The organism is Saccharothrix hoggarensis (genome assembly GCF_052936025.1).
Window position 1 is genome coordinate 4,427,293 of sequence record NZ_CP193624.1, and the last position, 23,744, is coordinate 4,451,036.

22 protein-coding genes are annotated in these 23,744 nt (G+C 72.5%); 11 read left to right on the plus strand and 11 right to left on the minus strand.

Annotation, left to right across the window (positions count from 1 at the left end):
• Window positions 1-181: 181 nt before the first annotated feature.
• The 3 genes from ACRAKH_RS20050 to ACRAKH_RS20060 are packed head-to-tail and all read right to left on the minus strand — an operon-like array spanning window position 182 to window position 3,040.
• On the minus strand, window positions 182-850 hold the full coding sequence (locus ACRAKH_RS20050; protein ID WP_380724439.1) for a response regulator: 669 nt from the start codon (window positions 848-850) through the stop codon (window positions 182-184).
• Entirely contained in the window at window positions 835-1,932 is a 1,098-nt protein-coding gene (locus ACRAKH_RS20055; protein WP_380724440.1) for a hypothetical protein, read from the minus strand. The genes ACRAKH_RS20050 and ACRAKH_RS20055 overlap by 16 nt, the downstream gene beginning before the upstream one ends.
• Window positions 1,925-3,040, minus strand: a complete 1,116-nt coding sequence (locus ACRAKH_RS20060; protein ID WP_447009164.1) for a sensor histidine kinase — start codon at window positions 3,038-3,040, stop codon at window positions 1,925-1,927. Before ACRAKH_RS20060 ends, ACRAKH_RS20055 begins: the two co-directional genes overlap by 8 nt.
• A gap of 218 nt (window positions 3,041-3,258) precedes the next feature.
• Here ACRAKH_RS20060 and ACRAKH_RS20065 point away from each other — a divergent pair, with 218 nt between their 5' ends.
• Both ACRAKH_RS20065 and ACRAKH_RS20070 read left to right on the plus strand, forming a co-directional pair.
• Window positions 3,259-4,311, plus strand: a complete 1,053-nt coding sequence (locus tag ACRAKH_RS20065; protein ID WP_380722351.1) for a magnesium and cobalt transport protein CorA — start codon at window positions 3,259-3,261, stop codon at window positions 4,309-4,311.
• A gap of 19 nt (window positions 4,312-4,330) precedes the next feature.
• Entirely contained in the window at window positions 4,331-4,453 is a 123-nt protein-coding gene (locus ACRAKH_RS20070) for a hypothetical protein (RefSeq protein ID WP_380722349.1), read from the plus strand.
• Between the two features lie 16 nt (window positions 4,454-4,469).
• On the opposite strand, the gene ACRAKH_RS20075 is transcribed toward ACRAKH_RS20070, so the two are convergent.
• Window positions 4,470-5,351: a hypothetical protein gene (locus tag ACRAKH_RS20075; protein ID WP_380722347.1), complete on the minus strand. Its 882-nt coding sequence runs from the start codon at window positions 5,349-5,351 to the stop codon at window positions 4,470-4,472.
• A 127-nt stretch (window positions 5,352-5,478) separates the two neighbouring features.
• On the minus strand, window positions 5,479-6,054 hold the full coding sequence (locus tag ACRAKH_RS20080; RefSeq protein WP_380722345.1) for a dihydrofolate reductase family protein: 576 nt from the start codon (window positions 6,052-6,054) through the stop codon (window positions 5,479-5,481).
• Between the two features lie 238 nt (window positions 6,055-6,292).
• On the opposite strand from ACRAKH_RS20080, the gene ACRAKH_RS20085 reads away from it, so the two are divergent.
• The 3 genes from ACRAKH_RS20085 to ACRAKH_RS20095 all read left to right on the plus strand — a co-directional run bounded on the left by ACRAKH_RS20085 (window position 6,293) and on the right by ACRAKH_RS20095 (window position 8,683).
• Window positions 6,293-7,555 carry a cytochrome P450 gene (locus tag ACRAKH_RS20085; protein ID WP_380722343.1) on the plus strand — a complete coding sequence of 421 codons (1,263 nt, stop codon included), beginning with the start codon at window positions 6,293-6,295 and terminating at the stop codon, window positions 7,553-7,555.
• A gap of 58 nt (window positions 7,556-7,613) precedes the next feature.
• Window positions 7,614-7,994 (plus strand): hypothetical protein, encoded by a 381-nt coding sequence (locus ACRAKH_RS20090; RefSeq protein ID WP_380722341.1) that lies wholly within the window; start codon window positions 7,614-7,616, stop codon window positions 7,992-7,994.
• Between the two features lie 80 nt (window positions 7,995-8,074).
• Complete coding sequence (locus ACRAKH_RS20095) at window positions 8,075-8,683, plus strand: DUF305 domain-containing protein (protein WP_380722339.1); 609 nt, start codon at window positions 8,075-8,077, stop codon at window positions 8,681-8,683.
• A 64-nt stretch (window positions 8,684-8,747) separates the two neighbouring features.
• On the opposite strand, the gene ACRAKH_RS20100 is transcribed toward ACRAKH_RS20095, so the two are convergent.
• The 3 genes from ACRAKH_RS20100 to ACRAKH_RS20110 all read right to left on the minus strand — a co-directional run bounded on the left by ACRAKH_RS20100 (window position 8,748) and on the right by ACRAKH_RS20110 (window position 10,436).
• Window positions 8,748-9,005 (minus strand): heavy-metal-associated domain-containing protein, encoded by a 258-nt coding sequence (locus ACRAKH_RS20100; protein WP_380722337.1) that lies wholly within the window; start codon window positions 9,003-9,005, stop codon window positions 8,748-8,750.
• A 67-nt stretch (window positions 9,006-9,072) separates the two neighbouring features.
• The gene (locus ACRAKH_RS20105) at window positions 9,073-9,297 is read right to left on the minus strand and encodes a DegT/DnrJ/EryC1/StrS family aminotransferase (RefSeq protein ID WP_447009165.1); all 225 of its coding nucleotides are present in this window, start codon (window positions 9,295-9,297) and stop codon (window positions 9,073-9,075) included.
• Window positions 9,298-9,536: 239 nt separating this feature from the next.
• Window positions 9,537-10,436, minus strand: coding sequence for an alpha/beta fold hydrolase (locus tag ACRAKH_RS20110; RefSeq protein WP_380722333.1), 900 nt, complete (start codon window positions 10,434-10,436; stop codon window positions 9,537-9,539).
• Window positions 10,437-10,667: 231 nt separating this feature from the next.
• Here ACRAKH_RS20110 and ACRAKH_RS20115 point away from each other — a divergent pair, with 231 nt between their 5' ends.
• The 3 genes from ACRAKH_RS20115 (at window position 10,668) to ACRAKH_RS20125 (ending at window position 13,584) form a co-directional block, all read left to right on the plus strand.
• Window positions 10,668-10,946, plus strand: a complete 279-nt coding sequence (locus ACRAKH_RS20115) for a hypothetical protein (protein ID WP_380722331.1) — start codon at window positions 10,668-10,670, stop codon at window positions 10,944-10,946.
• 436 nt (window positions 10,947-11,382) lie between these two features.
• Window positions 11,383-12,774, plus strand: coding sequence for a pectate lyase family protein (locus ACRAKH_RS20120; RefSeq protein WP_380722329.1), 1,392 nt, complete (start codon window positions 11,383-11,385; stop codon window positions 12,772-12,774).
• A 417-nt stretch (window positions 12,775-13,191) separates the two neighbouring features.
• The gene (locus tag ACRAKH_RS20125; protein WP_380722327.1) at window positions 13,192-13,584 is read left to right on the plus strand and encodes an STAS domain-containing protein; all 393 of its coding nucleotides are present in this window, start codon (window positions 13,192-13,194) and stop codon (window positions 13,582-13,584) included.
• Between the two features lie 378 nt (window positions 13,585-13,962).
• Here the strand turns inward: ACRAKH_RS20125 and ACRAKH_RS20130 are convergent, their stop codons facing one another.
• Complete coding sequence (locus ACRAKH_RS20130; protein ID WP_380722325.1) at window positions 13,963-16,644, minus strand: tachylectin-related carbohydrate-binding protein; 2,682 nt, start codon at window positions 16,642-16,644, stop codon at window positions 13,963-13,965.
• 509 nt (window positions 16,645-17,153) lie between these two features.
• Window positions 17,154-17,453 (minus strand): hypothetical protein, encoded by a 300-nt coding sequence (locus ACRAKH_RS20135; RefSeq protein WP_380722323.1) that lies wholly within the window; start codon window positions 17,451-17,453, stop codon window positions 17,154-17,156.
• A 333-nt stretch (window positions 17,454-17,786) separates the two neighbouring features.
• Here ACRAKH_RS20135 and ACRAKH_RS20140 point away from each other — a divergent pair, with 333 nt between their 5' ends.
• The 3 genes from ACRAKH_RS20140 to ACRAKH_RS20150 all read left to right on the plus strand — a co-directional run bounded on the left by ACRAKH_RS20140 (window position 17,787) and on the right by ACRAKH_RS20150 (window position 21,727).
• Window positions 17,787-18,806 carry a glycosyltransferase family 4 protein gene (locus ACRAKH_RS20140; protein WP_380722321.1) on the plus strand — a complete coding sequence of 340 codons (1,020 nt, stop codon included), beginning with the start codon at window positions 17,787-17,789 and terminating at the stop codon, window positions 18,804-18,806.
• 7 nt (window positions 18,807-18,813) lie between these two features.
• Complete coding sequence (locus ACRAKH_RS20145) at window positions 18,814-20,922, plus strand: amylo-alpha-1,6-glucosidase (protein WP_380722319.1); 2,109 nt, start codon at window positions 18,814-18,816, stop codon at window positions 20,920-20,922.
• 109 nt (window positions 20,923-21,031) lie between these two features.
• Window positions 21,032-21,727 (plus strand): hypothetical protein, encoded by a 696-nt coding sequence (locus ACRAKH_RS20150; RefSeq protein WP_380722317.1) that lies wholly within the window; start codon window positions 21,032-21,034, stop codon window positions 21,725-21,727.
• A 22-nt stretch (window positions 21,728-21,749) separates the two neighbouring features.
• On the opposite strand, the gene ACRAKH_RS20155 is transcribed toward ACRAKH_RS20150, so the two are convergent.
• Window positions 21,750-23,555 (minus strand): thiamine pyrophosphate-requiring protein, encoded by a 1,806-nt coding sequence (locus ACRAKH_RS20155; protein WP_447009166.1) that lies wholly within the window; start codon window positions 23,553-23,555, stop codon window positions 21,750-21,752.
• Window positions 23,556-23,744: the final 189 nt, after the last annotated feature.

The following is a 23,744-nucleotide window of genomic DNA, read 5'->3' on the forward strand; positions in this document are numbered from 1 at the left end:
CGACGCGCGCCTGCCACCCGCGACCACCCCCGTGGATCCCCTGCCGGACGTCGGCGCGGAAGCACGGCATGTGCTGCCCCCTCAACAGCAAATGCCCGCGGCGCCGCCCGTCGAGGATCAGGCTAGGCGAGCTCCGGGCGTCGCGGTGTCGGGTGAACGCCTTACAGCGCTTGGTGACGCCTCAGAGCGCGGCCTCGTTCAGCTCGGCGAGCGTGATCACGCCGTCGTCCAGCGCGCGGGTGACGAGTTCGCTCTTGGTCCGGGCGGCCCGCCCGAGGTTGGCGTACTTCACCCGGACCCGGGCGATGTGGGTGTCGACGGTCTTCACCGTGATGTGGAGCTTCGCCGCGACGAGTTCCTTGGACGAGGAGGCGAACCACGCCCGCAGCACCTCCGTCTCCCGCGGGGACAGCCGGGGGCGGTCGGGGGTGTCGTCGGCCGCCAGCGCGCCGGACAGCGACGGACCGGTGTACGGCAGGCCCTGCGCGGCGGCCCTGATGGCGGGCACCAGGTGCTCCGGCCCTTCGCGCTTGGTCAGGTAGGCGAGCGCGCCGAGGTCGACGCACTTGATCGCGGTGGCGTTGTCGGCGTGCTGCGAGTACACGACCACGCGGCGGCCGCTGTCGACCAGGCGGCGCAGCTCGCCGAAGTCCGGGTTGCGGGGCACCAGCTCCAGGTCGAAGATCACCACGTCGGCGTCGGCGCCTGGCCCGGTCCACACGTCGGCGAGGCGGTCGCCCGCGTCGACGAGCCGCACCGGCGGGTCGGCCTGGTCGCACCAGTACCGCACACCGGCCGCGATCGCCGCGTGGTCGTCCACGATCACCGCCGTGATCAGCTCGGCTGCCACTGCGCCTCCATCCACACGGTGCCGTTGCCGGCGAAGGTCTCGACCCGCACGTCCGCGGTGACCGGCGTCGGCACGACCGGCTCGGCGCAGTCCGCGACCACGCTCACCGACACCAGGTCCGCGTCACCGACCACGGTGACCCGCGCCCAGGAGTCGGCCGTCGCGAGCGCGGTGAGCGCGGCGTCGGTGAGGTCGCGCCGCACCGCGACGGGCGGCACGGGCCAGCGGCCGCGCGCGTCCAGTTCCACCTCGACGCCCTTGCGGTCGGCGATGTCCGCGCAGTGCCGCAACTCGTGCAGCAGCGGGTTCTCGACGGTGTCCGTCTCGGCGAACAGCCGCCGCATCCGGGCCGCCTCGATCGCGCACCCGCGCCGCACCGCGGGGTCGGACGGCAGGAGCGACCCGTCGGCGAGCCCTTCCAGCAGCGGCACGGTCGTGCCTGCCAGCTCGGCGAACCGCTGCGCGCGACGGCGGTGCGCGGCCCGCGCCACGGCCTCCGCGGTCCGCACCTCCTCCAGCTCCCGCGTCGCCCGGGCGGCCTCGGCGCCGATCCGGCCCAGCACGGCCGCCACCACGGCCACGCACAGCGGGAGGCCGAACACCGTGACCGAGCCGGTGGCGAACCGCGCCAGCGTCCCCCGGTTCGCCTCGTGGAACAGCACCACGTTGGCCAGCGCCAACACCTCGTGCGCCACCAGGAACGTCAGAGTAGTCCTGAATGGACGGTCGAGGAGGACGACGACGATCACCCAGCCGGTCGCCCCGAACATCCAGTCCACCGTGGTCGACGTCTTGCCGTCCGGCAACGTCAGGTACGACAGCGCGGACGCGCCGAGCACCACGGCCAGCGCGAGGCCGCGCCACGCGCCCCACGGCCGACGTCGCACCACCAGCACCGCTTCGGCGGCGAGCACGGCGGTCAGCGCGGCGAAGGCGGCGAACTGGGCCGCCGGCACGTCGTGGGAACCCAGGTGCCGCACCAGGTTGACCAGGCCGAGCACGTCCACCGTCAGCACGGCGAGGAGCAGCGTCGCGATCCGCAGGCCGCGGCGCAGCTGCGCCTGGACCTCGTCGTCACGCACGGTCGGCCCGCCAGGTCAACCGCACGACGGTGCCCGCCCCTGCGGCCGAGGTGACCGCGGCCGTGCCGCCGATCCGCGCCATCCGTCCGTGCACGGACTCCCGCAGCCCGCGCCGCGCGGCGCCCGTCGAGCCGTCCGCGGCGAAGCCCCTGCCGTCGTCGGCGACCTCGACCCGCAGGGCCGTCGGGTCGCCGTGCAGCCGGACCGTCGCCTGGTCCGTCCCGGCGTGGCGGCGCACGTTGGTGAGCGCTTCCCGCACCGCGCCCGCGATCGCGCCGGCCACGTCGAACGGCAGCGGGAGCCGCGGCGGCGCGTCGAGCCGGACGGTCAGGTGACCGGCGTCGAGGTCGGAGCGCAGCAGGTCGACCAGATCCGCCTGGTCGGGCGTGCGCCCGCCGTCGGCCGAACGGAGCCGGGCCAGGTCACGCCGGGCCTGCGGGGCCAACCAGCTCGCGCCGGCCGGCACCTGGCCGGTGCCGACCATCAGCAGCGTGGTGGCCGCGGTGTCGTGCAGGGAGTTCGCGAGTTCGCGTTCCTCGGCCCGCTCGGCCGCCACCACCGCCGCCTCCCGGCGTGCCCGCTCGGTCTCGGCGGCCGTGCGGTCGGCGCGTTCCGCGGCACGGGTGACGAGCACCCACGCCGCCCGCGACATGGCGGCCATCGCGAACATCCACCCCTGCGCCGCGTCCACCGGCAGACCGGCCGCGGTGAAGAGGGCGATCATGCCCCCGCCGGCCGTCAGCGCGGCGACGGCGCCGGTGAGCGGCGGGGTGTGCCACTGCCACGTCACGCACGCGAAGGTGACCAGGAGCCGCAGCCACCCGAAGTTGGTCGTCGCCACGGCGTCGGTCCAGAACACGGTCGCGCACAGCCCCAGCAGCACGGCCACGTCGAGGGCCACCGGGACGACACCGCCCCGGTACAGCCACCCGCCCTGGCCGCACGTCCAGGCCACCGCGACGACCACCACGAGCACCGTGCCGACGAACCCGTCCGCCGAGGCCCTGAGCAGCGCGATCGCCGCGACGGGCGCCAGGATCGCGACGCGGACGGCGACGGCGTACCGACGCCCGAAGCCGCCCAGCAGCCGCACGGCTTCGCCCGCCACCAGTCACCTCGCCGGTCAGCTCAATGTCGCGCCGCGAACGTTACCGGTCGTCATGATCAGGTGAGGCGCGAACAGGGAAAACCCGGTTTCGACTGGCTCGGCGGGTCGCCCCGGGCGTTGACGACCGGGACGTCCGCAGCGGCGTGGTCGACGAACACCGCCGAAAACCTCGCCGGCGAAGATGCCCCGCTCGCCCGCCTGAGGCATGATCGAATGCTATGGCGACCACTCCCGACGGCGGCTCGACGGACGCGGCGCCGTCCGGGCGGCGGGACACGATGGTGGCGTGCGGCGTCTACGTCAACGGTGTCCGGGTGGGCGGCGACCGGTCGCCGGCCGAGGCCGTCGCCGAGGTCCGCGCCCAGCGTGCCGGGTTCGTCTGGATCGGCCTGTTCGAGCCGGACGAGGACCGCATCCGCGACGTCGCCGACGTGTTCGGGCTGCACGAACTCGCCGTCGAGGACGCGGTGCACGCCCACCAGCGGCCGAAGCTGGAGCGCTACGAGAACAACCTGTTCATGGTGTTCAAGACGTTGCGCTACGTCGAGCACGAGTCCGCCACCACGGCCAACGAGATCGTCGAGTCGGGCGAGATCATGGTCTTCCTGGGCCGCGACTACGTCATCACCGTCCGCCACGGCAACCACTCCGCGCTGGGCAACCTGCGCACCGAGCTGGAGGCGCAGCCCGAGCGGCTGGCCGCGGGACCGGCGACGGTGCTGCACGCCATCGCCGACCGCGTGGTGGACGGCTACCTCGACGTCGCCGAGGCGTTCCAGGGCGACATCGACCTGGTGGAGACCGCCGTGTTCGCGCCGCGCAGCGAGATCGGCATCGAGCAGATGTACCTGGTGAAGCGGGAACTGATGGAGCTGCGGCGGGCGGTGATGCCGCTGGCGGCGCCCTTGCGCAGGCTCGGCGACGGCAACTGCGGCCCGCTGGTGCCGGACGCGGCGCGGTCCTACTTCCGCGACGTCGACGACCACCTCACCAGGGTCGCCGACCGCGTCACCGGTTTCGACGAACTGCTCGGCGCGCTCATCGACGCGACGCTGGCGAAGGTGTCGTTGCAGCAGAACAACGACATGCGCAGGATCTCGGCCTGGGTGGCGATCATCGCCGTGCCCACCATGGTCTTCGGCACCTACGGCATGAACTTCGACCACATGCCCGAACTGCACTGGCGGTACGGGTACCCGCTGGTCCTGGCCGTCACCCTGGGCGCCTGCCTCGTCCTGTACCGGCTGTTCAAGCGCAACCGCTGGCTCTGACCGGCGTGGAGGGCCCACCATGATGACCAGGCCGATGTTCTGGGTGGTCCTGTTCCTGCTCGCCTGGCTGACTCTGGTCGTCGTCCAGATCTCCCTCGGCATGGGCACCGCGCCCGACAACGGCGGCACACCGCCGCCATGACCACGGGCGCGGGGCGTCACGCCGGCGAGAAGCGCAGCACGGCTTTGCCCTCGCCCACCGCGACGGCCGTGACCGACAGCCCGTTCATGACCGTGGACCGGCCGTTGGTCAGCGGTGACGTCATGGCCCCGCCCTCGGTCTTCGCCCCGATCAGCGCCACGCCGTCGCCGATGCTCCGCACCCGCACGAGGGTGAACCCGTACCGCCGCGGCACGGGCACCACGGCCGACGGCGACACCAGCACCTCGCACGCGCCGTCCTCGCAGGCGGCCAGGTTCCCGCCGTCCGCGGCCGCGGGCAGGTCGACCGGCGCGGCCGGGGTCGTCTCCCGGTCCGGCGCGGGACGGCAGTGCTCCGCCTGCTCGTGCGCCTGGGCGACGGTGCCGTTCTCGGCGACGAGGTCGGCGAGGTCGAGCCCGTCCGGCTCCAGCGCCTCGAGCGCGGACGTGGTCTCGGCGACGTGCTCGCGCAACACGTCCTCGCCGGCGTTGTGCTGGTTGGCGTACTCGGTGACCCGCTCGCCCAACTCCTTCGCCGCCCCGGTGTAGGCGTCGATCAGCTCCCTCCCGCGCGGGAACTCGTCCGCGGTCAGGGTGTTGGTCTGGTGGCTCACGGTGTCGAGCGCGGTGTCCACGGCGCGCAGGTGGAACTCCAGGTCCATCGCGGTGAACTCGTCCCGCAGGTCGGGCGGCGGCTGCGGCGGGTTGGTGAACACCGCGGTCGCCTGGCAGAACTGGTCCAGCCACTCCACCTGGCTCGCGGTGGGCGGCGGAGCCGGGGTGGTGCTGGACGTGGTGGAGGTCGGAGCGGCCGGGGACGCCGTCCCGCCGGGACCACCACACCCCGCGAGACCGCACAGGACCAAGGTCGCGGCGCCGAGCCGCACGTCTTTCCGCATGCCGTGTTTCTACCGGCCGGAACGGGCGGGTTCCGGCGGCCGGCAGGTTCCGGACGCGGGTCCGGCCCCGTGGTTCGACGCCGTGCGGACCGCGGGCGGCGGGTGACGCGCCCGCGGTCCGGACCGGTCAGCGGACGACGTCGTAGACGAGCTTCTGGATGCCGTTGCCGTAGGTCTCGCTCTCGACCACCTTCAGGTTCTGCTTGCCCTTGTCCGTGTCGCTGAAGAGCCGCTTGCCCGCGCCGAGCAGGACGGGGAAGAGGAGCAGGTGGTAGCGGTCGACCAGGTCGGCGTCGGCCAGGGCGCGGTTGAGGGCGGCGCTGCCGTGGACGATGATCGGGCCGCCCTCGGTATCCTTGAGCGCGGCGACGTCGTCCAGCGAGCGCAGGATGGTGATCTCGCCCCAGTTGGACACCAGATCCTCGTCCCGCAGCGTGGTCGACACGACGTACTTGGGCATCGCGTTGTAGCGGGGGAACTCGGTGGTCATGCCCGGCCACACCGGCGCGAACGCCTCGTAGCTGACCCGGCCCATCATCATGGCCGCGGCCTCGTCCTGCTCCCGGCCCTTGAGCTCGTAGGCGGCGGGGTCGAACTCGATGTCCTGGAAGGTCCAGCCCGAGTTGCGGTAGCCCGGTTCTCCGCCCGGCGCCTCGACGACGCCGTCGAGCGAGACGAACGCGGTGGTGATCAGGGTGCGCATGGATGCTCCTCGGTGGTTCCGCTCTGCCTGCTGTCATCGGAGCGACGAACGGTAGTTGCCGGGAACGACACCCACCGGGCGACAAAAATGTGACGCCGACCACATCGGTCGGGCATGCGGCCGGGGTGTCACTTCGTTGCCTGACGCGACCCGCGGTGCGACGCTGTCGATGATCCACGTCGAGGCCACCGCGTCGACCACTCGACACTCCCACCACCTCCCAGGAGAACCGCGCGCGATGACGTCAGCCCCACGACACCTCCCGCTGTCCGACTTCCCACTCCTCCTCGGCGGCGACCTGCGCGGGTGGGAGCACCACGGGATCGAGGACGACGCCAGGAGGGCCGGCCCGGTCCACGTGGCGACGCAGCCCAACGGCGTCCGCGTCCACGTGGTCACGGTCGGTCCGGAGCGGGCGCGTGCGCTGTTAGCCGACCCACGGCTGTCCAAGGACGCCGCGGCCCTGCGGGCGGCCATGGCCACGCACATGGTCGAGGCGGGCCGCTCCCCCGAGGTGTCGGCCATCATCGGCGAGTCCATGCTCAACACCGACCCGCCCGCCCACTCGCGCCTGCGGAAGCTCGTCGCCGGGGCGCTCACCCGCGGTCGCGTCCTGGGCCTGGAGGAGCGGATCACGACGGTGGTCCGCGCCCTGCTGGACGAGATGCCGGACGACGCGCCGGTCGACCTGGTGCGCGGGTTCGCCCTCCCCGTGCCGTTGACGGTGATCTGCGACCTGCTCGGCGTCCCGGAGCAGGACCGGACCGACCTGGCCGGGTGGTCGTCGGCGATGATGACCGAGATCCCCGAGCAGCAGATCCCCGCGTCCGGGACGATGGCCGGCTACCTGGCCGAACTGGTCGAGGCCAAGCGCGCCGAGCCGGACGGGTCGCTGCTCTCCGCCCTGGTCCACGACGAGGTGGACGGCGACCGCCTCACCCCCGACGAACTGCTGACCACGTCCGTGCTGCTGGTGGCGGCCGGGCACGAGACCACCACCGCCGCGATCGGCAACGCCGCCGCGGCAATGCTGGCCACCGGCACCTGGGCGACGGTCGCCCGGCAGCCCGACCTGGTGCGCGCCGTCGTGCAGGAGACGCTGCGCTTCGACCCGCCGATCCGCAACGTCCCGCACTACCTGGCGACGGCGCCGGTCGAGCTCGACGGGACGACCGTGCTCCCCGAGGGCGCCATCATCATGGTCAACGTCGGCGCGACCAACCGCGACACCGCCGCCTTCGGCCCGGACGCCGACCGCTTCGACCCCACCCGCGAGCAGGGCGCCGGCGCGCTGGGCCACACCGCGTTCGGCCACGGCATCCACCGCTGCGTGGGCAGCCACCTGGCGGCCCTGGAGATCGAGGTCGCGTTGCGCGAGCTGGTCACCCGGTGGCCGGACGCCCGCCTCGTCGGACGCCTCGACGACCTGCCCCGCTCCCCCGCGGTGGTCATCAACGGCTTCACGCGGATCGACGTCCTCCTCACGCCGCCATCCGCCTGACCTGCGCCCCACGAGCGGCACCAACTATCCACCATAGGAGGTTGTGTAGGGTGGGGCCGTGCTCCGCCGCGTCCCGATCCGCGCCTCGCACTGGGCGGCCCTGGTGTGGGTCGTCGCGTTCGCCGTGATCGGGATGCACCACATCGGCGGGCCGGAGCACCCCGCGTCCGCGGTGGCGACGGTGGTCGACTGCTGCGCGCACGGCGAGCCCGCCGGGCACGCGCCCTCCCCGTCGGACGAGCACGGAACAGCGCACCTGTGCCTGGCGATCCTGGCGGCGACGCTCGGCCTGGCGTTGATCTTCCGCGCGTTCCACCGCCGGGACGCCCTCCACCGGCCCACGTCGGTCGCCGGGCACGCGGGACGCCCCCGTTCCCCACCCCCGAGACCGGGCGGCGCTCCGGCGCTGCTCGCCACCCTCTGCGTGCTGCGGCTGTGACAGGCGGCGCGTGACGTCCTCGCCGGACGTCGACGCGACGCCGCGCGCCAGCCCGACTTCACAACGCAGAGGAACACGCCATGACCAGGAAGAACCTGGTCGGGACGGCGCTCGCCGTCCTGACCACCGGACTCGTGCTCGCCGGGTGCGGCAGCGGCGGCCACGACAGGGGCGCCCCGTCGGGCACGACGAGCGCCGCCGGCGTCTCCGCCGCGCCGTCCGGGGAGCACAACGACGCGGACATCGCGTTCGCGCGGGGCATGATCCCCCACCACCAGGGCGCCCTCGAGATGGCCGCGCTCGCGCAGGGCCGGACGTCCGACACCAAGGTGCTCGACCTCGCGTCGCGCATCGAGGAGGCGCAGGACCCGGAGATCAAGACCATGACCGAGTGGCTGCGCGACTGGGGCGCCGAGGCGCACGGCACGGACACGCCGGGCACGCACCACGGCTCGGACAAGACCGGCATGGGCGCCGCTGAGATGGAGGCGCTGGAACAGGCGAAGGACGCCGAGTTCGACCGGCTGTTCCTGGGAATGATGATCAGGCACCACCAGGGCGCGATCGACATGGCGAACACCGAGCTCCGGCAGGGCGCGAACGCCGACGCGAAGCAGCTCGCCCAGCGGATCATCGACTCCCAGCAGGCCGAGATCACCGAGATGCAGGGCCTCCTGCCGGCGGGCTGATCCCTCGACGAGCCCTGTGGGGCGCCACGTCCGGTGGCGCCCCACAGGGTCGCGGCGACGTCGGTCAGCCCGCGCGCACGACCGCGTATCCCGCCCCTTCGACCGCCGCGGTGATCGCGGCCTCGTCGGCGGAACCCGTGACGCTCAGCGTGCCGGCGGTGATGTCCACGGCCACGTCGGTCACCCCCGCGACGCCCTGCACGGCGTTGGTGACCTTGGTCGCACACCCACCGCAGGTCATGCCTTGGACGACGAAGTCGAGGCCATCGGTCGACGCCTCACCGGCGGTCGTCGCGGCGGGGGTCTCACAGCTCGTGCACATTCGGCGAATCCCTTCTCAGATACCCGATGGGGGTATGCGGCGAACGCTAGCATACCCACCTGGGGTACTAACAAGGGGCGTGCCGACCGACCACCCTCCGCACCGCGTTGATCACCTGCCGGACGTCCGTCTCGTCCATGCCCGGTGTCAGGGGCAACGACAGGAGTCGTTGTCCGACCCGGTGGGCGTGGGGGTAGTCGTCGGGGCGGTACCCGTACTTCCGCACACCCGCCGGTCCGGGAACGAGGCGACCACTGTGGACCGCTGCTCGTCGACGGGCCTCGCCAGACACTCAGTCATCACACGACCTTCGCAAGGGGCTGTGGACGCGGCAACGAGCCGTGCCACAGCCACCCGGAAGCGCGCGATCACACCCCGATCTCGCGCGGCCCGCTACCGGACGTGACCCGCGAGGCGGCGAAACACAACCGATCCGACGGTCTTCCCGCACCGCTCGTGGCGGACGCGGCCGGCCGTGCACCGAGGGTCAGGCGCAGCGAGGTTCACACGGCCGCCGCTCACGCCCGCCGCTCACACGCTCGCGGTTCCCGCGACGGCGTCGGTGGCGACCGCGGCGCGCTGGTGGGCGTTCGCGGCGATGGCGTTGACGATGTCCGGCCACAAGGGCTCGGGCAGGTCGTGCCCCATGTCGGGGAACTCCACGTACGTCGAGCGCTGGAGTGCCTCGTGGGTGGCCCGCCCACCGCTGACGTCGATGAGCGCGTCCTCCACGCCGTGGACGACCAGGCTCGGCACGGTCAGCTCGCGCAGGGCCGGGGTCCGGTTGAGGGCGGCGGCGATCGCGGCGAACTGGTTCCGCGTCCCCTGCGGGTGGAACGCGCGGTCGTAGGACGCTTCCGCGAGTCGGCGACGCCGTTCCTCCTCGGCCTCGGCGTGGGTCACCGACCCGATGACGCGGAACGTCTCGGCGATGTGCTCGATGGCCGCCTCGCGTTCGGACGGTGTCGGCTTGAGCAGTTGCTGGACGGCCTCGAACGTGGGCCGGCCCACCGCCGGGTTGCCCGTGGTGCTCATGATCGAGCACAGCGTGCGGACCCGTTCCGGGTGGTGGATCGCCACCAGCTGCGCGATCATGCCGCCCATCGACGCGCCCACCACGTGCGCGTTCGCGATGCCGAGGTGGTCCATCAGGCCGACGGTGTCGTCGGCCATGTCGACCAGGTGGTACAGCGGGCTCCTGCCGTCGACGTCCGCCTTGATCTTGTCCGACAGGCCGCAGTCGCGGTTGTCGAACCGGATCACGCGGAACCCGCGGTCACCCAGCGCGGCGACGAACTCGTCGGGCCAGAAGATCAGCTGCGAGTTCAGGCCCATGATGAGCACCAGCGGCTCACCGCCGGGCTTTCCCTCGTCCCGGTACCAGAGCCGGATTCCGTTGGCGAGCGCGTACTCGCCGGGTTCTGTGGACATGGTCGGACGCCTTCCTCTCGCTCCTACCACATAATGCGATGCCGATCGCACCGACGGGTCGATCGGCCCGGTTTCACCTTGCTACGGGCGAACCGCCGCGCGGCAGTACCTGATGGGGTACTGCCGAACACGTTCGAACGGGGGACGGCGGACACCGGTGTCGCGGCGCGTCGATGCCCCCCGGCCCACGGGGGTAGCCTCGGGGTCGGCACGGCGAATGGAGTTGGGGCGATGAGCGGGGACCGGGAACCGGTGATCGACGCCGAGATCGTGGAGGACGAGCCGGCCGGGCCGGTGGCGCCGCCCGCCGACTACAGCGAGGACGGCGTGCCGTCCTTCGAGCACGTGCGGGACCGGATCGAGGGCCGGGTCGCGACGAGCCTCGGCGCCGGTGAGCTGGCCGACGCGATCCCCGAGGCCAAGGCGGTCGAGGACCAGTTCGAGGCACGGCGACAGGCCGGGCTCGACAAGCTCGAAGAGATCCGCCGCTCGATGCGCGGTGACGCGTAGGACCGGTCGGGCTGACGACACACCCCACCGATCGGGTCGGCGGGTCACGTTCCGTGCCGCGGCGCGGCGGGAAGGCTGGAGTCCGTCGCGGTCCACGCGCGCAGGCAGCCGAACTCCGCCCCGTCCCACGCTGGCCGAACTACACGCCGATCCGACATCGCCGGACGGTCACGCGCACCCGCGGCGCGGCAAGACCGGCGCGAATTCACATATCTGTGCGCCTTACGTCCGAATGCACGCCAGCAGTTCACGTGCGTGACCGATTTGTTCACGTGCATGACCGGCGCGCATTTTCGCCGCATGAGCGTTGACCAGGAGTTCCCGGACTCCTAGCATCCGAAGTGGTTTCCCGTCCTGCGGCGCAATGAAGCACCTGGGAACATCGTGTCCGCCATTGCGTCGGAATCGCTTCATGCCTACGCCACGGAGACGAATTATGCGCGTGAAACCCATGATCGCCTGCGTCGGGCTGTTAGCTGGCGCGTTGGTGGCGATGACGACGTCCGCCGCGCAGGCCGCGCCCACGCGGTACGAGGCGGAGGGCTCGGCGGCGGTGTGCGCCGGCTCCCTCGACTCGAACTGGCCCGGCTTCTCCGGCAGCGGGTTCTGCAACGGCACGAACTCCACGAGCGGCTACGTCCAGTTCACGGTGAACGCGGCCGCCGCGGGCACGGCGACGTTGGGCGTCCGGTTCGCCAACGGCACCACCACGGCGAGGCCCGCCACCCTGGTCGTCAACGGGTCGGCGGCGCAGTCGCCGTCGTTCGAGGGCACGGGCGCCTGGTCGACCTGGGTGACCAAGACGTTCAGCGTGCCGGTGAACGCGGGCAGCAACACCATCCGGCTGAACCCGACGACGTCCGGCGGCCTGCCCAACGTCGACCACCTCGACGTCGAGACCGGTGGCGGCGACCCGCAGCCGCAGCCGCCCGGCGGGCTCGTCGGTTGGGCCGCTCAGGCGGGCGGCACCACCGGCGGCGCGGGCGGCGCGACGGTCACCGTCAGCACGTTCGCCGACTTCCGGACCCAGGCGCAGTCCGCGGGCGCGAAGACCATCCTGGTCAACGGCATGCTCGCCGGCTCGGGCACCGTGGCGATCGGCGCGAACAAGACGATCCGCGGCGTCGGCGCCAACTCGGGCATCTCCGGGACCACCCTCAACATCGAGGACATGCGCCCGGCCAACGTGATCATCCAGAACATGAACATCCGCGGGGTGCCCGGTCGCGACGCGATCCAGATCGAGAGCGCCACGCACATCTGGATCGACCACAACACCATGTCCAGCACCATCGAGGACCACCCCGACTTCTACGACGGCATGCTGGACATCACCCACGCCGCCGACTACATCACCGTCTCGTGGAACGTCATCCGCAACCACTGGAAGACGTCGCTGGTCGGGCACTCCGACGGCAACGGGAGCGAGGACCGCGGCCACCTGCGCGTCACGTACCACCACAACTGGTTCGACCGGACCTTCGAACGCAGCCCGCGCGTGCGCTTCGGCGAGACCGTCCACGTGTTCAACAACTACTACTCCAACGTCAACAACAACGCCGACTCGTACGCCATCGCGTCGCTCATGGACGCCGGCCTCCTCGTGGAGAGGAACGTCTTCGAGAACGTCCGGCAGGCGTGCTGGTCGGCGAGCGGGTACGCGGACTCCGATCCCGGACGTCTCGTGGCGCGCGACAACTCCCTGACCAACTCCGGCCCGTGCGAGGCCAACGGCACGGTGGCGCCCGTCCCGTACGGCTACGCGGCGGACGACGTCAGCACGGTGAAGTCGTCGGTCACCGCGGGTTCCGGCGCGGGCAAGCTCTAACGCCTCGCTCGATGTCGAGGCGGCGACCGGCGTCACGTGGTCGCCGCCTCGATCGCTGCCGATCCTCCACGGTGACGTCCGGTGGAGGCGTTGGAGTCCGCCGCGTGGCGGCATTGTCCGGAATGACGACGTGCGGGTTGCTGTGGCGGACGGAGCTGCCCGCTTTCGAGCCCGACGACAGCGTCGCCGCGAACAACGACGTACCTCGATGTGGCTCTGGCCGATGCGCCGTGGGTTGAGAAGGTCGTGGACGTCGGCGATACATTTTAGTCAACACTGAAGTGATTATGGTGACCGAGATATCGACCGGGTGTGACGCTCGGTGTGGGTGGGTACCAGCGTGTCACCGTGGGCATCTTGTGGTGCGGCGGATTGCCCGTATCGTTGCGCTCTGTAGACAGCCGGAGTGGAGGCGGTGTGTCGACCGGTCAGGAACAGCACGACCAGCAGGACGAACCGTTGCGGACGCGGCGTGAACGGCTGGGTGACGCCATCGTCGTGCACGTGGCGGGCGAACTGGACTCGACCACCGAGCCGGTGCTGCGCGGGGAGCTGGCGCCGGCGTTCGCGGACGCCGCGGCGAACGGCCGGGTGCCGGTCGTGGTCGACCTGACCGCGGTGGACTTCGTCGCCTCGGTCGGCATGGCGCTGCTGGTCGAGTACCACCACGTCGGCGACCGCCAGGGCACGCCGCTGCGCGTCGTCGCGCCGGCGGGCAGCCCGCTGCGGGCGTTGCGGGCCGCCATGCTGAACCACCTGCTGCGGCTGTACCCGAGCCTGCCCGAGGCGCGGGCCGCCGTCTCGTCCTGACCCGTCCGCCACCACCCCGGCTCCCCTGCCGAGGTGTCCGGGCGCGGAGTGACGGCCCGCTGCACGGCCGAGGGACGTCGCCGACGTGATCGGCAACGTCCCCGGTGATCGGTTCGGCGGGCAGGCGTCAGACGTAGTCGTGCAGCACCAACGTCGGAGTGCTCTGGGTGAACCGGAACCGCGGCGCGCCGACACCGGAGCTGTGCTGAGGGTGGCCACGACCGGGAACGGTCCGAGCGCCGGCGCGCACACCCTGGTACTCGCGCCGGACGCCCTGGACGTCAGCCGTGTGACGTCGGCCGAGCCCGTGCCGTTCCGATCGGGGCCGACGACTGACGTGGCGCGGTGCCGGGGAGCGCCCGGCACCGCGCCACGTCGTTACGCCCTGCCCTTCGTGGTGCGGATGGCGACGGTCTTCGACTGGCCCGTGTCCTGCGACGTGACGGTCGGCGTGGAGGTGTACGCCGTCAGGTGCCACAGGTAGTAGGAGCCCGAGCCGTCGCGGAAGAACGCCCGCTGCTCGTTGCCCGTGGCGGCGGTCAGGACCGGGTCCGTGACCGCCGAGTCGAGGTTCGTCTCCCAGTTCCGCCACGTCGCGGAGCCCGGCGCGGTCTGGCCGTTGCGGTGCACCATGCCGTCCTGGGTGCGCGCCACGACCTCCACGATGCCGTGGGTGTTGAGCAGTGCGGTCGGCGAGCCGGTGAACGTGAGGCCGTCGCTGATGTCGGTCCACCCGCCGAAGCCGGACGCGCCCTCCTTCTGCGTGTGCAGCCTGCCGTCCGAGCCGCGGCTGACCAGCTGCACCTTGCCGTCGGCGAACACCACGGCGGCCGGCGAGCCCACGGCGGTGATGCCTCCCGCGATCCGCTGCGGCTGGATCGTCCCGGACTGGAACCGCTTCACGGCGACGACGCCGCTCGGGTTGTGGTAGGCGACCTCGAAGCCGTCACCGCTCGGCACCACGGCGAAGTTCGACGTCATCGTGTACCCCGGGTCGCCCGAGGCCTGCCGCCACGGCCTGAACCCGCCGGCGGCGTCGAACTGCTCGGCGTACCACAGCTTCCCGTCGCCGTTCACCGCGAACGCGGTCAGCAGGTTGTTCGACCCGCGCACCAGCGCGGGGCTGGTCGGGAAGGCGCCCTGCAGCGGCGTCGGGCCCGTCCACCGGCCGCCCACGCCGTCCTGCGCGTAGGTGTCCGCCTGGCCGTCGAGGCTGGTCGCGGCGACGACCACCCGGCCGTCCTGGCGCTGCGCGAGGGTCGCGCGGCCGGTGTGCTGGAGGTACCCGGCCAGGGCGCTGAACTCGATCGCCTCCGAGCCCGCGAGCTGGTAGCCGTGGTGCAGCACGCCGTTGTCGTGGACGTACGCGACTTCGAGGCGCTGCGACGCGGTGTTGTAGATCATCTGCGCGCGCTCGTTCGACGGCGCGGCCACGGTCGGCAGCACGGGGTTCGGCGGGGTCACGAGCGAGCACGCGTCGATGTCCGCGGAGATCTCCCGCATGTCGGCCCACCACCAGACCTGCTCGACGGTCGCCCCCGCCGCGCTCGTGGCGAACTTCCCGGCGGTCACGTCCCAGCGCCGCCAGTCCAGGTAGTTGCCGTCGAACCCGTAGATGACGTCCGCGCCCGGCGACACCAGGTTGCGGTACTTGTTCCAGCCGGTCGCCACCTTCGTGCCGTGGTCCAGCCAGCGGCGCGACGTCGTGTCGTAGTGGTGGCGGTAGACCGCGCCGTTCTCCACGGCCGGGTCGCGTGCGTACAGCACGCCGTCGCCGGCGGCGAACACGTGGTCGTAACGGCCCCACCCGGTGTCCAGGACCTCGCTCGTCCACGTCTTCGCGGTGTCGTCGTACACGCGCCGTTCGAGCACGCCGCTCGCCGGCACGAGGTAGAACGCGGAGCTGGAGTCCACTGTGTACCGGTAGCGGTAGCGGACGTCCTCCCAGTCGCCCCAGCCGGTGGCGATCACGGCGTACTGGCCGTTGTTGTCCCAGGCGCCGTCGACCCAGCGGTGCCGGCGCAGCTCGCCGTTGGCGACGAAGTACTTGTAACCGTTGGGGGCGCTGAGGAACCGGTGCGTCCAGCCGGTGGCGGCCTGCGTCGACGGCGCCCAGGCGGTGATGCCGGTCTCCGGCTCGGTGTGCGGGCGCAGCGTCATGGTGTTGTCGTTGGCGAAGCCCCAGAAGTTCGCCGACGGCGCGCACTCGACGTCGGCGGCGACCGTGCCGAGCCGGCAGGAGTCCACCGAGACCGCGATCTCGTCCACCTTGGGCCAGGAGTGCAGGGGTTGCGTCAGGTTGCCGTAGGCGCTCTCGGTGAACCGGCCCTCCGCAGGGAGGTAGCGGTACCACCAGATCTGGTCGCCGATCAGGCCGTAGAACACGTCACCGCCCGCGGAGGCGAACCAGCGTTGCGGCCAGCCGACGCCGAGGAACTTCTCGCGCTCCAGGAAGGCGCCCGTGGCGAGGTCGTAGTGGCTCCGGTACAGCGCGCCGCCGGGCTGGGACGTGTCGTGGGTGTAGATGACGCCGTTGCCCGCGGCGAACATGAACTCGTACTTGGACCAGTCGGTCTGGGTGTCGATGACCTTCGTCGTCAACGCCTGGGTGGAGAAGCCGTACCGGCCCAGCTCCAGGTTGCCGTTGGGCGCGACGCGGTAGATCGAGTTGTCGCTGTCGACGGTGATGCGCGTGCGGTGCGGCGCGTGGTTCCAGGTGTCCCAGCCGCTGCCGGAGACGAGCGGCGCGCCGGCCCAGCCGGTGCCGTTCCACTGGCGCCGGTGCATCTCCCCCGTGGTCGCGATGCTGTAGACGTAACCGTTCGGCCCGGCCATGTACCGGGTTTCCCACCCGCTGCCGAGGTTGGTGCCGGCGCTGAACAGCCGGTCGCCGGACGCGGGCTTCCGCAGCGACCGGTGGTGCAGCTCCGAGTTGGCCTTCATGCCGACGAAGAAGTCCGCCGTCGGCTTGCACTGGGCCGCCACCACCGCGCCGGCCACGTTCCCGCCGGACACGACGACCGGCACGAGCACTGCCCCGACCACAGCCGCCAGCGCCACCTGCACCGAACGTCTGAGCCTGGCACGCGAAATACGACTCACCACACCATCCCTTTCGAAGAAGCGCCAGCCACCTGGTGTGATTCCCGCTGCGCGCCGTGACGTCGCCCGCGCCTCACCGGGCCGTGGCCACGAACCTCACGCGCCGGTAGCCGAGGTCACCCGGCCGCGGGAAACCCGTTCCGACGACGCCCACCGCGGACGCGGCCGTGCGGAAAGGCGCGAGCGGCGGTACCACGGATCTGGGCGCGCGAAAGCGCCCGGCGCGACGGCCGACCACACGGATTTCCCCCAGACTGCGCACAGCGCTCGAACCGCCGGGAGCGTAAGCGCGCCGCGCGCCCGGCCACAAGACTTCGTCGGTCGAGCGCCTCGTTGTAGTGCGCGAATGCTCACCGCGCCGGAATTCCCCCCTCGGACAAGACGGCTCAACGCGCTCCCGCCCCTGTCCCGCGGCGGGACGTAGACCGGACGGGCAATACGTGGAACCGGTCGTCTTGCGCGTCGGGTCACACGGTCCAGAAGCCGGAATCCTCGGCCGGCGCGGGCCGGGGTCGCCACGCCGACCGGTCGGCGTCCTTGCGCCAGAACGGCGTGCCCTCGGCGTAGTAGATGAACGACGCCCAGTACTCGGCTTCCTCGTGGGTGGGCAGCCCGTCGTCCAGCAGGTCCTGCCGGGTGGACCAGTACTCGTTGACCCTCGCGACCGCCTCGGCGCGGGACAGGCCGAACTCGGCCGCCATCGCGTCCGCCGTGTCCGTCAACAACTCCATGATCCGGTCGTCGCCGGTGGCCAGGAACTCCGGCACCCCCACCTCCGGTCGTCACGGACCGGCGCCCGTGCGGCCCGGTCGGCGGCGACCCTACCCCCGTCGGGTGCCGGACGGCGGGCCGGACGGCGGGCGACGGACGGCGGGGCGACGGACGGGGTGCCCTGATCGGTGGCCGACCGGGCCGGTGACGTGTCAGCGCGGCGGAGCGGGGTACCTCGCCGGTGACCGCGCCCTCCCAGTGGACGCGGCGGGCGGAAGCGGATGTGTCATGGCGAACTCCTCGGCCCCGCAGCGGGCGCCGCGCCTCTCGGGGCCGACCGCTGGCGCGCAACCACTCCTTGGGGTGAACCGGGCGGTGGGGGTGTTCCGATGAAGGTCGGGCTGCTCGCGCCGCCGTGGATTCCCGTCCCGCCGCCGTCCTATGGCGGAATCGAGACGGTGGTCGACTGCCTCGCCCGCGGGCTCACCAAGGCGGGGCACGACGTGGTCGTGTTCACGGTCGGGGAGAGCGAGGTCCCGGTGCCCACGCGATCCGTCCGCGACCGCGCCGCCGGCGACCGGATCGGCTTCGGCGAGGTGGAGCTCAGCCACGCCGCGTGGGCGTACGACTGCCTCGCCGACCGCGACGTCGTGCACGACCACACGCAGATCGGTCCACTGTGGGCAGTGGCCGCCGGGCGGGACCGCGTGGTCACCACCTGCCACGGTCCGCTCGCCGGGGACCTGCGGCACGTCTACGGCTTCTACGGCAGTCGGTTGCCGGTCGTCGCGATCTCGCACGACCAGGCCGCCCGCGCGCCGGATGTCCGGGTTCACTCGGTCATCCACCACGGGGTGGACCCGGAGCGGTTCCCCTCCGGGAGAGGTGACGGTGGGTATTTGTTGTTCCTCGGTCGGATGACACCCGACAAGGGGGCACGGGAGGCCATCGAGATCGCCCGCACCTGCCACCGTCCACTCAAGATCGCCGCGAAGATGCGCGAGGCCACCGAGTTCGCGTACTTCCACGACGAGGTGGAGCCGCTGCTGGGCGGCGACGTCGAGTACGTCGGCGAAGCGGACGTGGACGACAAGCTCCGGCTCCTCGCGGACGCGAGCGCGCTGCTCAACCCCATCCGCTGGGCGGAGCCGTTCGGGCTGGTGATGATCGAGGCGCTGGCTTGCGGCACGCCGGTGCTCACGTACGCCACCGGGTCGGCCCCGGAGATCGTGGAGCACGGCGTCACCGGGTTCGTCTGCGCCGACCACGCCGAGCTCGTCGCGGCGGTCGACCGGGTGGACCGGCTGCGCCGGGAGGACTGCCGCGCCGCCGTCTCGGAGTACTTCTCGACCGAGCGCATGGTGGCCGACCACATCCGGCTGTACGAGACCGTGCGCGGCGAGGGGTGACGACGCGATGACCACCGCCTGGACGTCCGGCGCCGCCCCGCCCGCCACCGGCAACGGCGGCGGCGTCACCACGCTCGTCGAGGGCTCGACGTTCTGCCAGTGCTCGTCCGACGGGGACATCCACCCCGGCCGGCCGCACGGGCTGTTCGTCGCGGACACCCGGGTCCTGTCCGGCTGGCAGCTGCACGTCGACGGCACGCCGGTCGAGTCGTTGAGCACCCTCGACAGCGCGCCCTACGCGGCCACGTTCGTGGGACGCACGAGGCCGCGCGGCGGACTGGCCGACAGCACGATCCTGGTGCTGCGCCGCCGCCAGGTCGGCGCCGGGATGCGCGAGCAGGTCGTGCTGCGCAACCTGGCGGACGAGGCGGCGGCGCTGACGGTGACCGTGCTGGCGGAGGCCGACTTCGCCGACCTGTTCGAGGTCAAGGACGGCCGGACGCGCTCGCACCACGACGTGGAGTCCGCGACCGGCAGCGAGGGTCTCACGTTCCTCTGCCCCGGCGCCGAGCAGTGCCGGACGGTGACGGTGACCGCCGACGGCGACCCCGACGTGGCGCCGCGGCAGCTGACGTTCCACGCGATGGTGCCGCCGCGCGACGAGTGGTCCGTTTCCCTGGTGGTGCAGGCCGCCGTGGGCGGCGCGACCGGGTCGGACGAGGACGTCGCAGCGTCCCCGGCGGGCCGGCTGCGCGCGTGGCGCATGGCGACCCCGCAGATCACCACCGGCGCGTCGGGCTTCGTCACCACGCTGGCCACGAGCGCGTCGGACCTCGGCGCGCTGCAGATCCACGACCCGCGGCACTCGGAACGGCGCGTGGTCGCCGCGGGCGCGCCGTGGTTCATGGCCCTGTTCGGCCGCGACTCGCTGCTGACCAGCTGGATGGCGCTGCCGCTGGACCAGCGGCTCGCGCTCGGCACGCTGCAGACGCTGGCCGACCACCAGGGCGTGAAGGAGGACCCGCTGACCGAGGAGCAGCCGGGGCGCATCCTGCACGAGGTGCGGCTCGGCCGCGCGGCGGCCCTCGCGCTGGGCGGCGGCAGCGCCTACTACGGCACGGCCGACGCCACCCCGTTGTTCGTCGCCCTGCTGGGCGAGTTGCACCGCTGGGGCCTGCCCGCGGCCGACCTCGCGGCCCTGCTGCCCGCCGCCGACCGCGCCCTGGCGTGGGTGCGCGACTTCGGCGACCGCGACGGCGACGGTTTCGTCGAGTACCAGCGGGCCACCGACCGGGGGTTGCTCAACCAGGGCTGGAAGGACTCGTTCGACGGCGTGAACTTCGCCGACGGCCGCATGGCGGAACCACCCATCGCGCTGGCCGAGGTGCAGGCGTACGTGTACGCGGCGTACACGGCGCGGGCGGACATCGCGGTGGCGCAGGGCGACGAGCGCACGGCGGCGGAGTACCGGCGACGGGCCGCCGACCTCAAGGCCGCGTTCAACGAGCGGTTCTGGCTGCCCGAGCAGGGGTGGTTCGCGCTGGCCCTGGACGGCGCGAAGCGACCGGTCGACTCGCTGACGTCCAACATGGGGCACTGCCTGTGGGGCGGGATCGTGGACGACGACAAGGCGGACGCCGTGGCGCGGCACCTCGTCAGCCCGGCGCTGTGGTCCGGCTTCGGCGTCCGGACGCTGGCCGACACCATGGGCGCGTACAACCCGATGAGCTACCACAACGGGTCGGTGTGGCCGCACGACACGGCGATCGCGGCGGCGGGCCTGATGCGGTACGGGTTCGTCGCGGAGGCCCAGCAGGTGGCGATGGGCGTCCTCGACGCGGCCCGGCGGTTCGGCGGCCGGCTGCCGGAGCTGTTCTGCGGCTTCGACCGCGCGGAGTTCCCGGTGCCGGTCCCCTACCCCACCTCGTGCTCCCCGCAGGCGTGGGCCGCCGCCGCGCCGATCCTGCTGACGCGCACGCTGCTGCGGTTCCAGCCGGACCTGCCGTCGGGGAGCGTGCAGCTCGCCCCCGCGGTGCCGGAGCGCCTGGTGCCGCTCAAGATCGAGAACCTGCCGCTGGCCGGGCACCGGCTGTGCATCGACGTCCGCGAGGACGGCTGGGACGTGCTCGGGCTGCCCGAGGGCACGGTGGTGGCCGATCCGCCGACGTCGCGGTGACCGACCCGGCTGCTCTCATGGGGCGAACCCCGCCCGACCCGACGTGGCGGCGGCCTCCCCGGCGCTAGCGTCGACGGCGCTGTGGTCGGCTGCCGGAGGGCGGGGTGCGATGAGCAGGCGCGCGTTCGCGGGGTGGCTGGTGTTCGCGGTCTGCTCGGTGCCGTTGGTCGTGGCCGCGATGGCCGGGGCCGCCCAGCTGGCGACGCGCGCCGTGCCGTCCGGGGTGCTGGCGCGGGTGCTGCCGCCCGTGGTGGGTCTCGGGCTCTGGTGGGTGCTCAAGGTCGTCCTGTACGCCGACGCCAACCACCTCCGGCCGGGAGGTCGGGCGGAGTCCCTGCGCTTCTACGCCGGGGCCGTCATGCTCGTCGCCGTCGTCGCCGCGGTCCCGGTGGTGGAGGGGTGGGCGTTCCGGCCGGTCGGGGCGAAGCACACGTGCACGGTGGACGAGGTGGTGTTCGCGGACACCACCACCGGCGGCGGGCCGGGCGGCGAGCCGACGACGACCAGGCGCTACACCGCCACGCTGTCGTGCGACGACGGCCGTCCCGACCGGCTGACGTACACCAGGCTCACCCCGCACGCCGACCCGCCCGTCCGCGCGGGCGACCGGCTGGTCGTCGCCTACGACCCGCGCGGGGTGCTGGACTCGTCCGTCGACGGGCGGCGGCACTCCCCGTGGTGGACGTGGGTCGCGGGTCTCGCCGGCGGGCTCGCGGTGCTGCTGCACGGGGCGCTCGTGCTCGCCGCGTGGCGGGCCCGCGGCGAGGACGGCCACACGCTGGACGTGGACGCGCGCTCCCGGTGAGCGGACGGCGTGGCGTCCGGACTCAGTGGCCCTCGGCGAGGCGCTGGCGGCGCAGGTGCGCCCGTTCGGCGTCGCCGCCGGGCTCCTGGTCGAGTCCTTTGTGGATCATCTCCACCTTCTCGTCGGGCAGGTGCGGGGCGAGGAGCGGCACCGCCGGGTCCACCACGGCCTCCACCACGACGGGCCGGTCGGCCGCGAACGCCTCGTGCCACGCCTTGGCCACCTGATCGGGTGAGTCGATGCGGATGCCGCGCAGGCCCAGCAGCTCGGCGTAGGCGGCGTAGGGGAACTCGGGCACGCGCTGCGAGGTCGGGAACCTCGGGTCGCCCTCCATCTCCCGCTGCTCCCAGGTCACCTCGTTGAGGTCGCCGTTGTGCAGCACGAGCACCACGAACGTGGGATCGTCCCAGGTGCGCCAGCGGTCGGCCACCGTGATCAGCTCCAGCAGCCCGTTCATCTGCATCGCGCCGTCACCCGCGAGGGCGACGACGGGCCGGTCGGGCGCGTGCAGCTTGGCCGCCAGCCCGTAGGGCAGGGCGCAGCCCATCGACGCCAGGTAGCTGGACGTGTGGGCGGGCGCGCCGACCGGGAGGGCCAGGTGGCGGGCGTACCAGTAGGTCACCGAGCCGACGTCCACGGCGACCTGCACGTCCGGCGGCAGGGCGCCCGACAGCCCGTGCACCACCGACTCCGGGTTCAGCGGGTCGGCCGACGTGCGGGCGCGGTCGCCCGCCACGGCACGCCACCGCGCCACGCTCTCGAACACCCGTTCCTCCCAGCCGCGGTCCGGGTTGCGCCGCAGGTGGGGCAGCAGCATCCGCAGCGTCTCGGCGGAGTCGCCGACCAGCGCCGCCTCGACCGGGTACTTGCTGCCCACCACGCGCGCCTGGATGTCGACTTGCACGGCCCGCGCCTGCCCCGGCTCGGGGTAGAACTCCGTCCACGGGTCGTTGCAGCCGACGATCAGCAGCGTGTCGCACTCCGCCATCAGCTCGGCGGACGCGGTGGTGCCCAGGTGGCCCATGACGCCGGTGTGCCAGGGCGCGTCCTCGGGGATCACCGGCTTGCCGACCAGCGACGCCGTGGCGCCCGCGCCCAGCACGTCGACGACCCGCGCCACCTCCTGCTCGGCGCCGGCCGCGCCGCGCCCGATCAGCAACGCGACCTTGCGCCCGGCGTTGAGCACGTCGGCGGCCCGGCGCACGTCGTCCTCGCGCGGCAGCACGCGTGGACGGGCGGTGACCGCCGACGACGGCACGACGCCGTGCGTGTGCGGGAGCTCTTCCACGGCGTCGGCGCGCTGCACGTCGTGCGGCACGATGAGGCACGTCGGCACCCGCTCGGCGATGGAGGTCCGCATCGCGTTGTCCAGCAGCACGGGCAGTTGCTCGGGTGCGGACACCGTCTGGAGGTACTGCCCGCACACGTCCTTGAACAACGTGTGGAGGTCGACCTCCTGCAGGTAGCCCGTGCCCAGCGCGGTGGACACCACCTGGCCCACGATCGCCACCACCGGCCGGCGGTCGAGCTTGGCGTCGTAGAGGCCGTTGAGCAGGTGGATCGCCCCCGGTCCCTGGGTGGCCAGGCAGACGCCCACCTCCCCGGTGTACTTGGCGTGCCCGCAGGCCATGAACGCGGCCATCTCCTCGTGCCGGGTGGCGACGAACTCCGGGTCGCCGTCGGCCCGGTGCAGGGCGGCCAGGATCGGGTCGATCCCGTCGCCCGCGTAGCCGAACACCCTCGGCACGCCCCACGTGCGCAGCCGCTCGACCAGCGCGTCGGCCACGGTGGGGGTCGTGCCACGTCCGGGACGGTCTTGAGCAGGCACCGTCCGCTCCCCTCGCTCGGTGTGTCGTTGCCGAATTCCCGGGACACCCCCACCGAAACACCGCCGGGTGGGCCGCGGCAGCCCGGTTGTGACCCCGGCCGTGCGCAGGAGTGGGACCGTGTACCAACGGGTAGCCACGTGATTGGAGGTGGACCGTGGTCGACGACACCACTGGTGGGAACGAGGGCC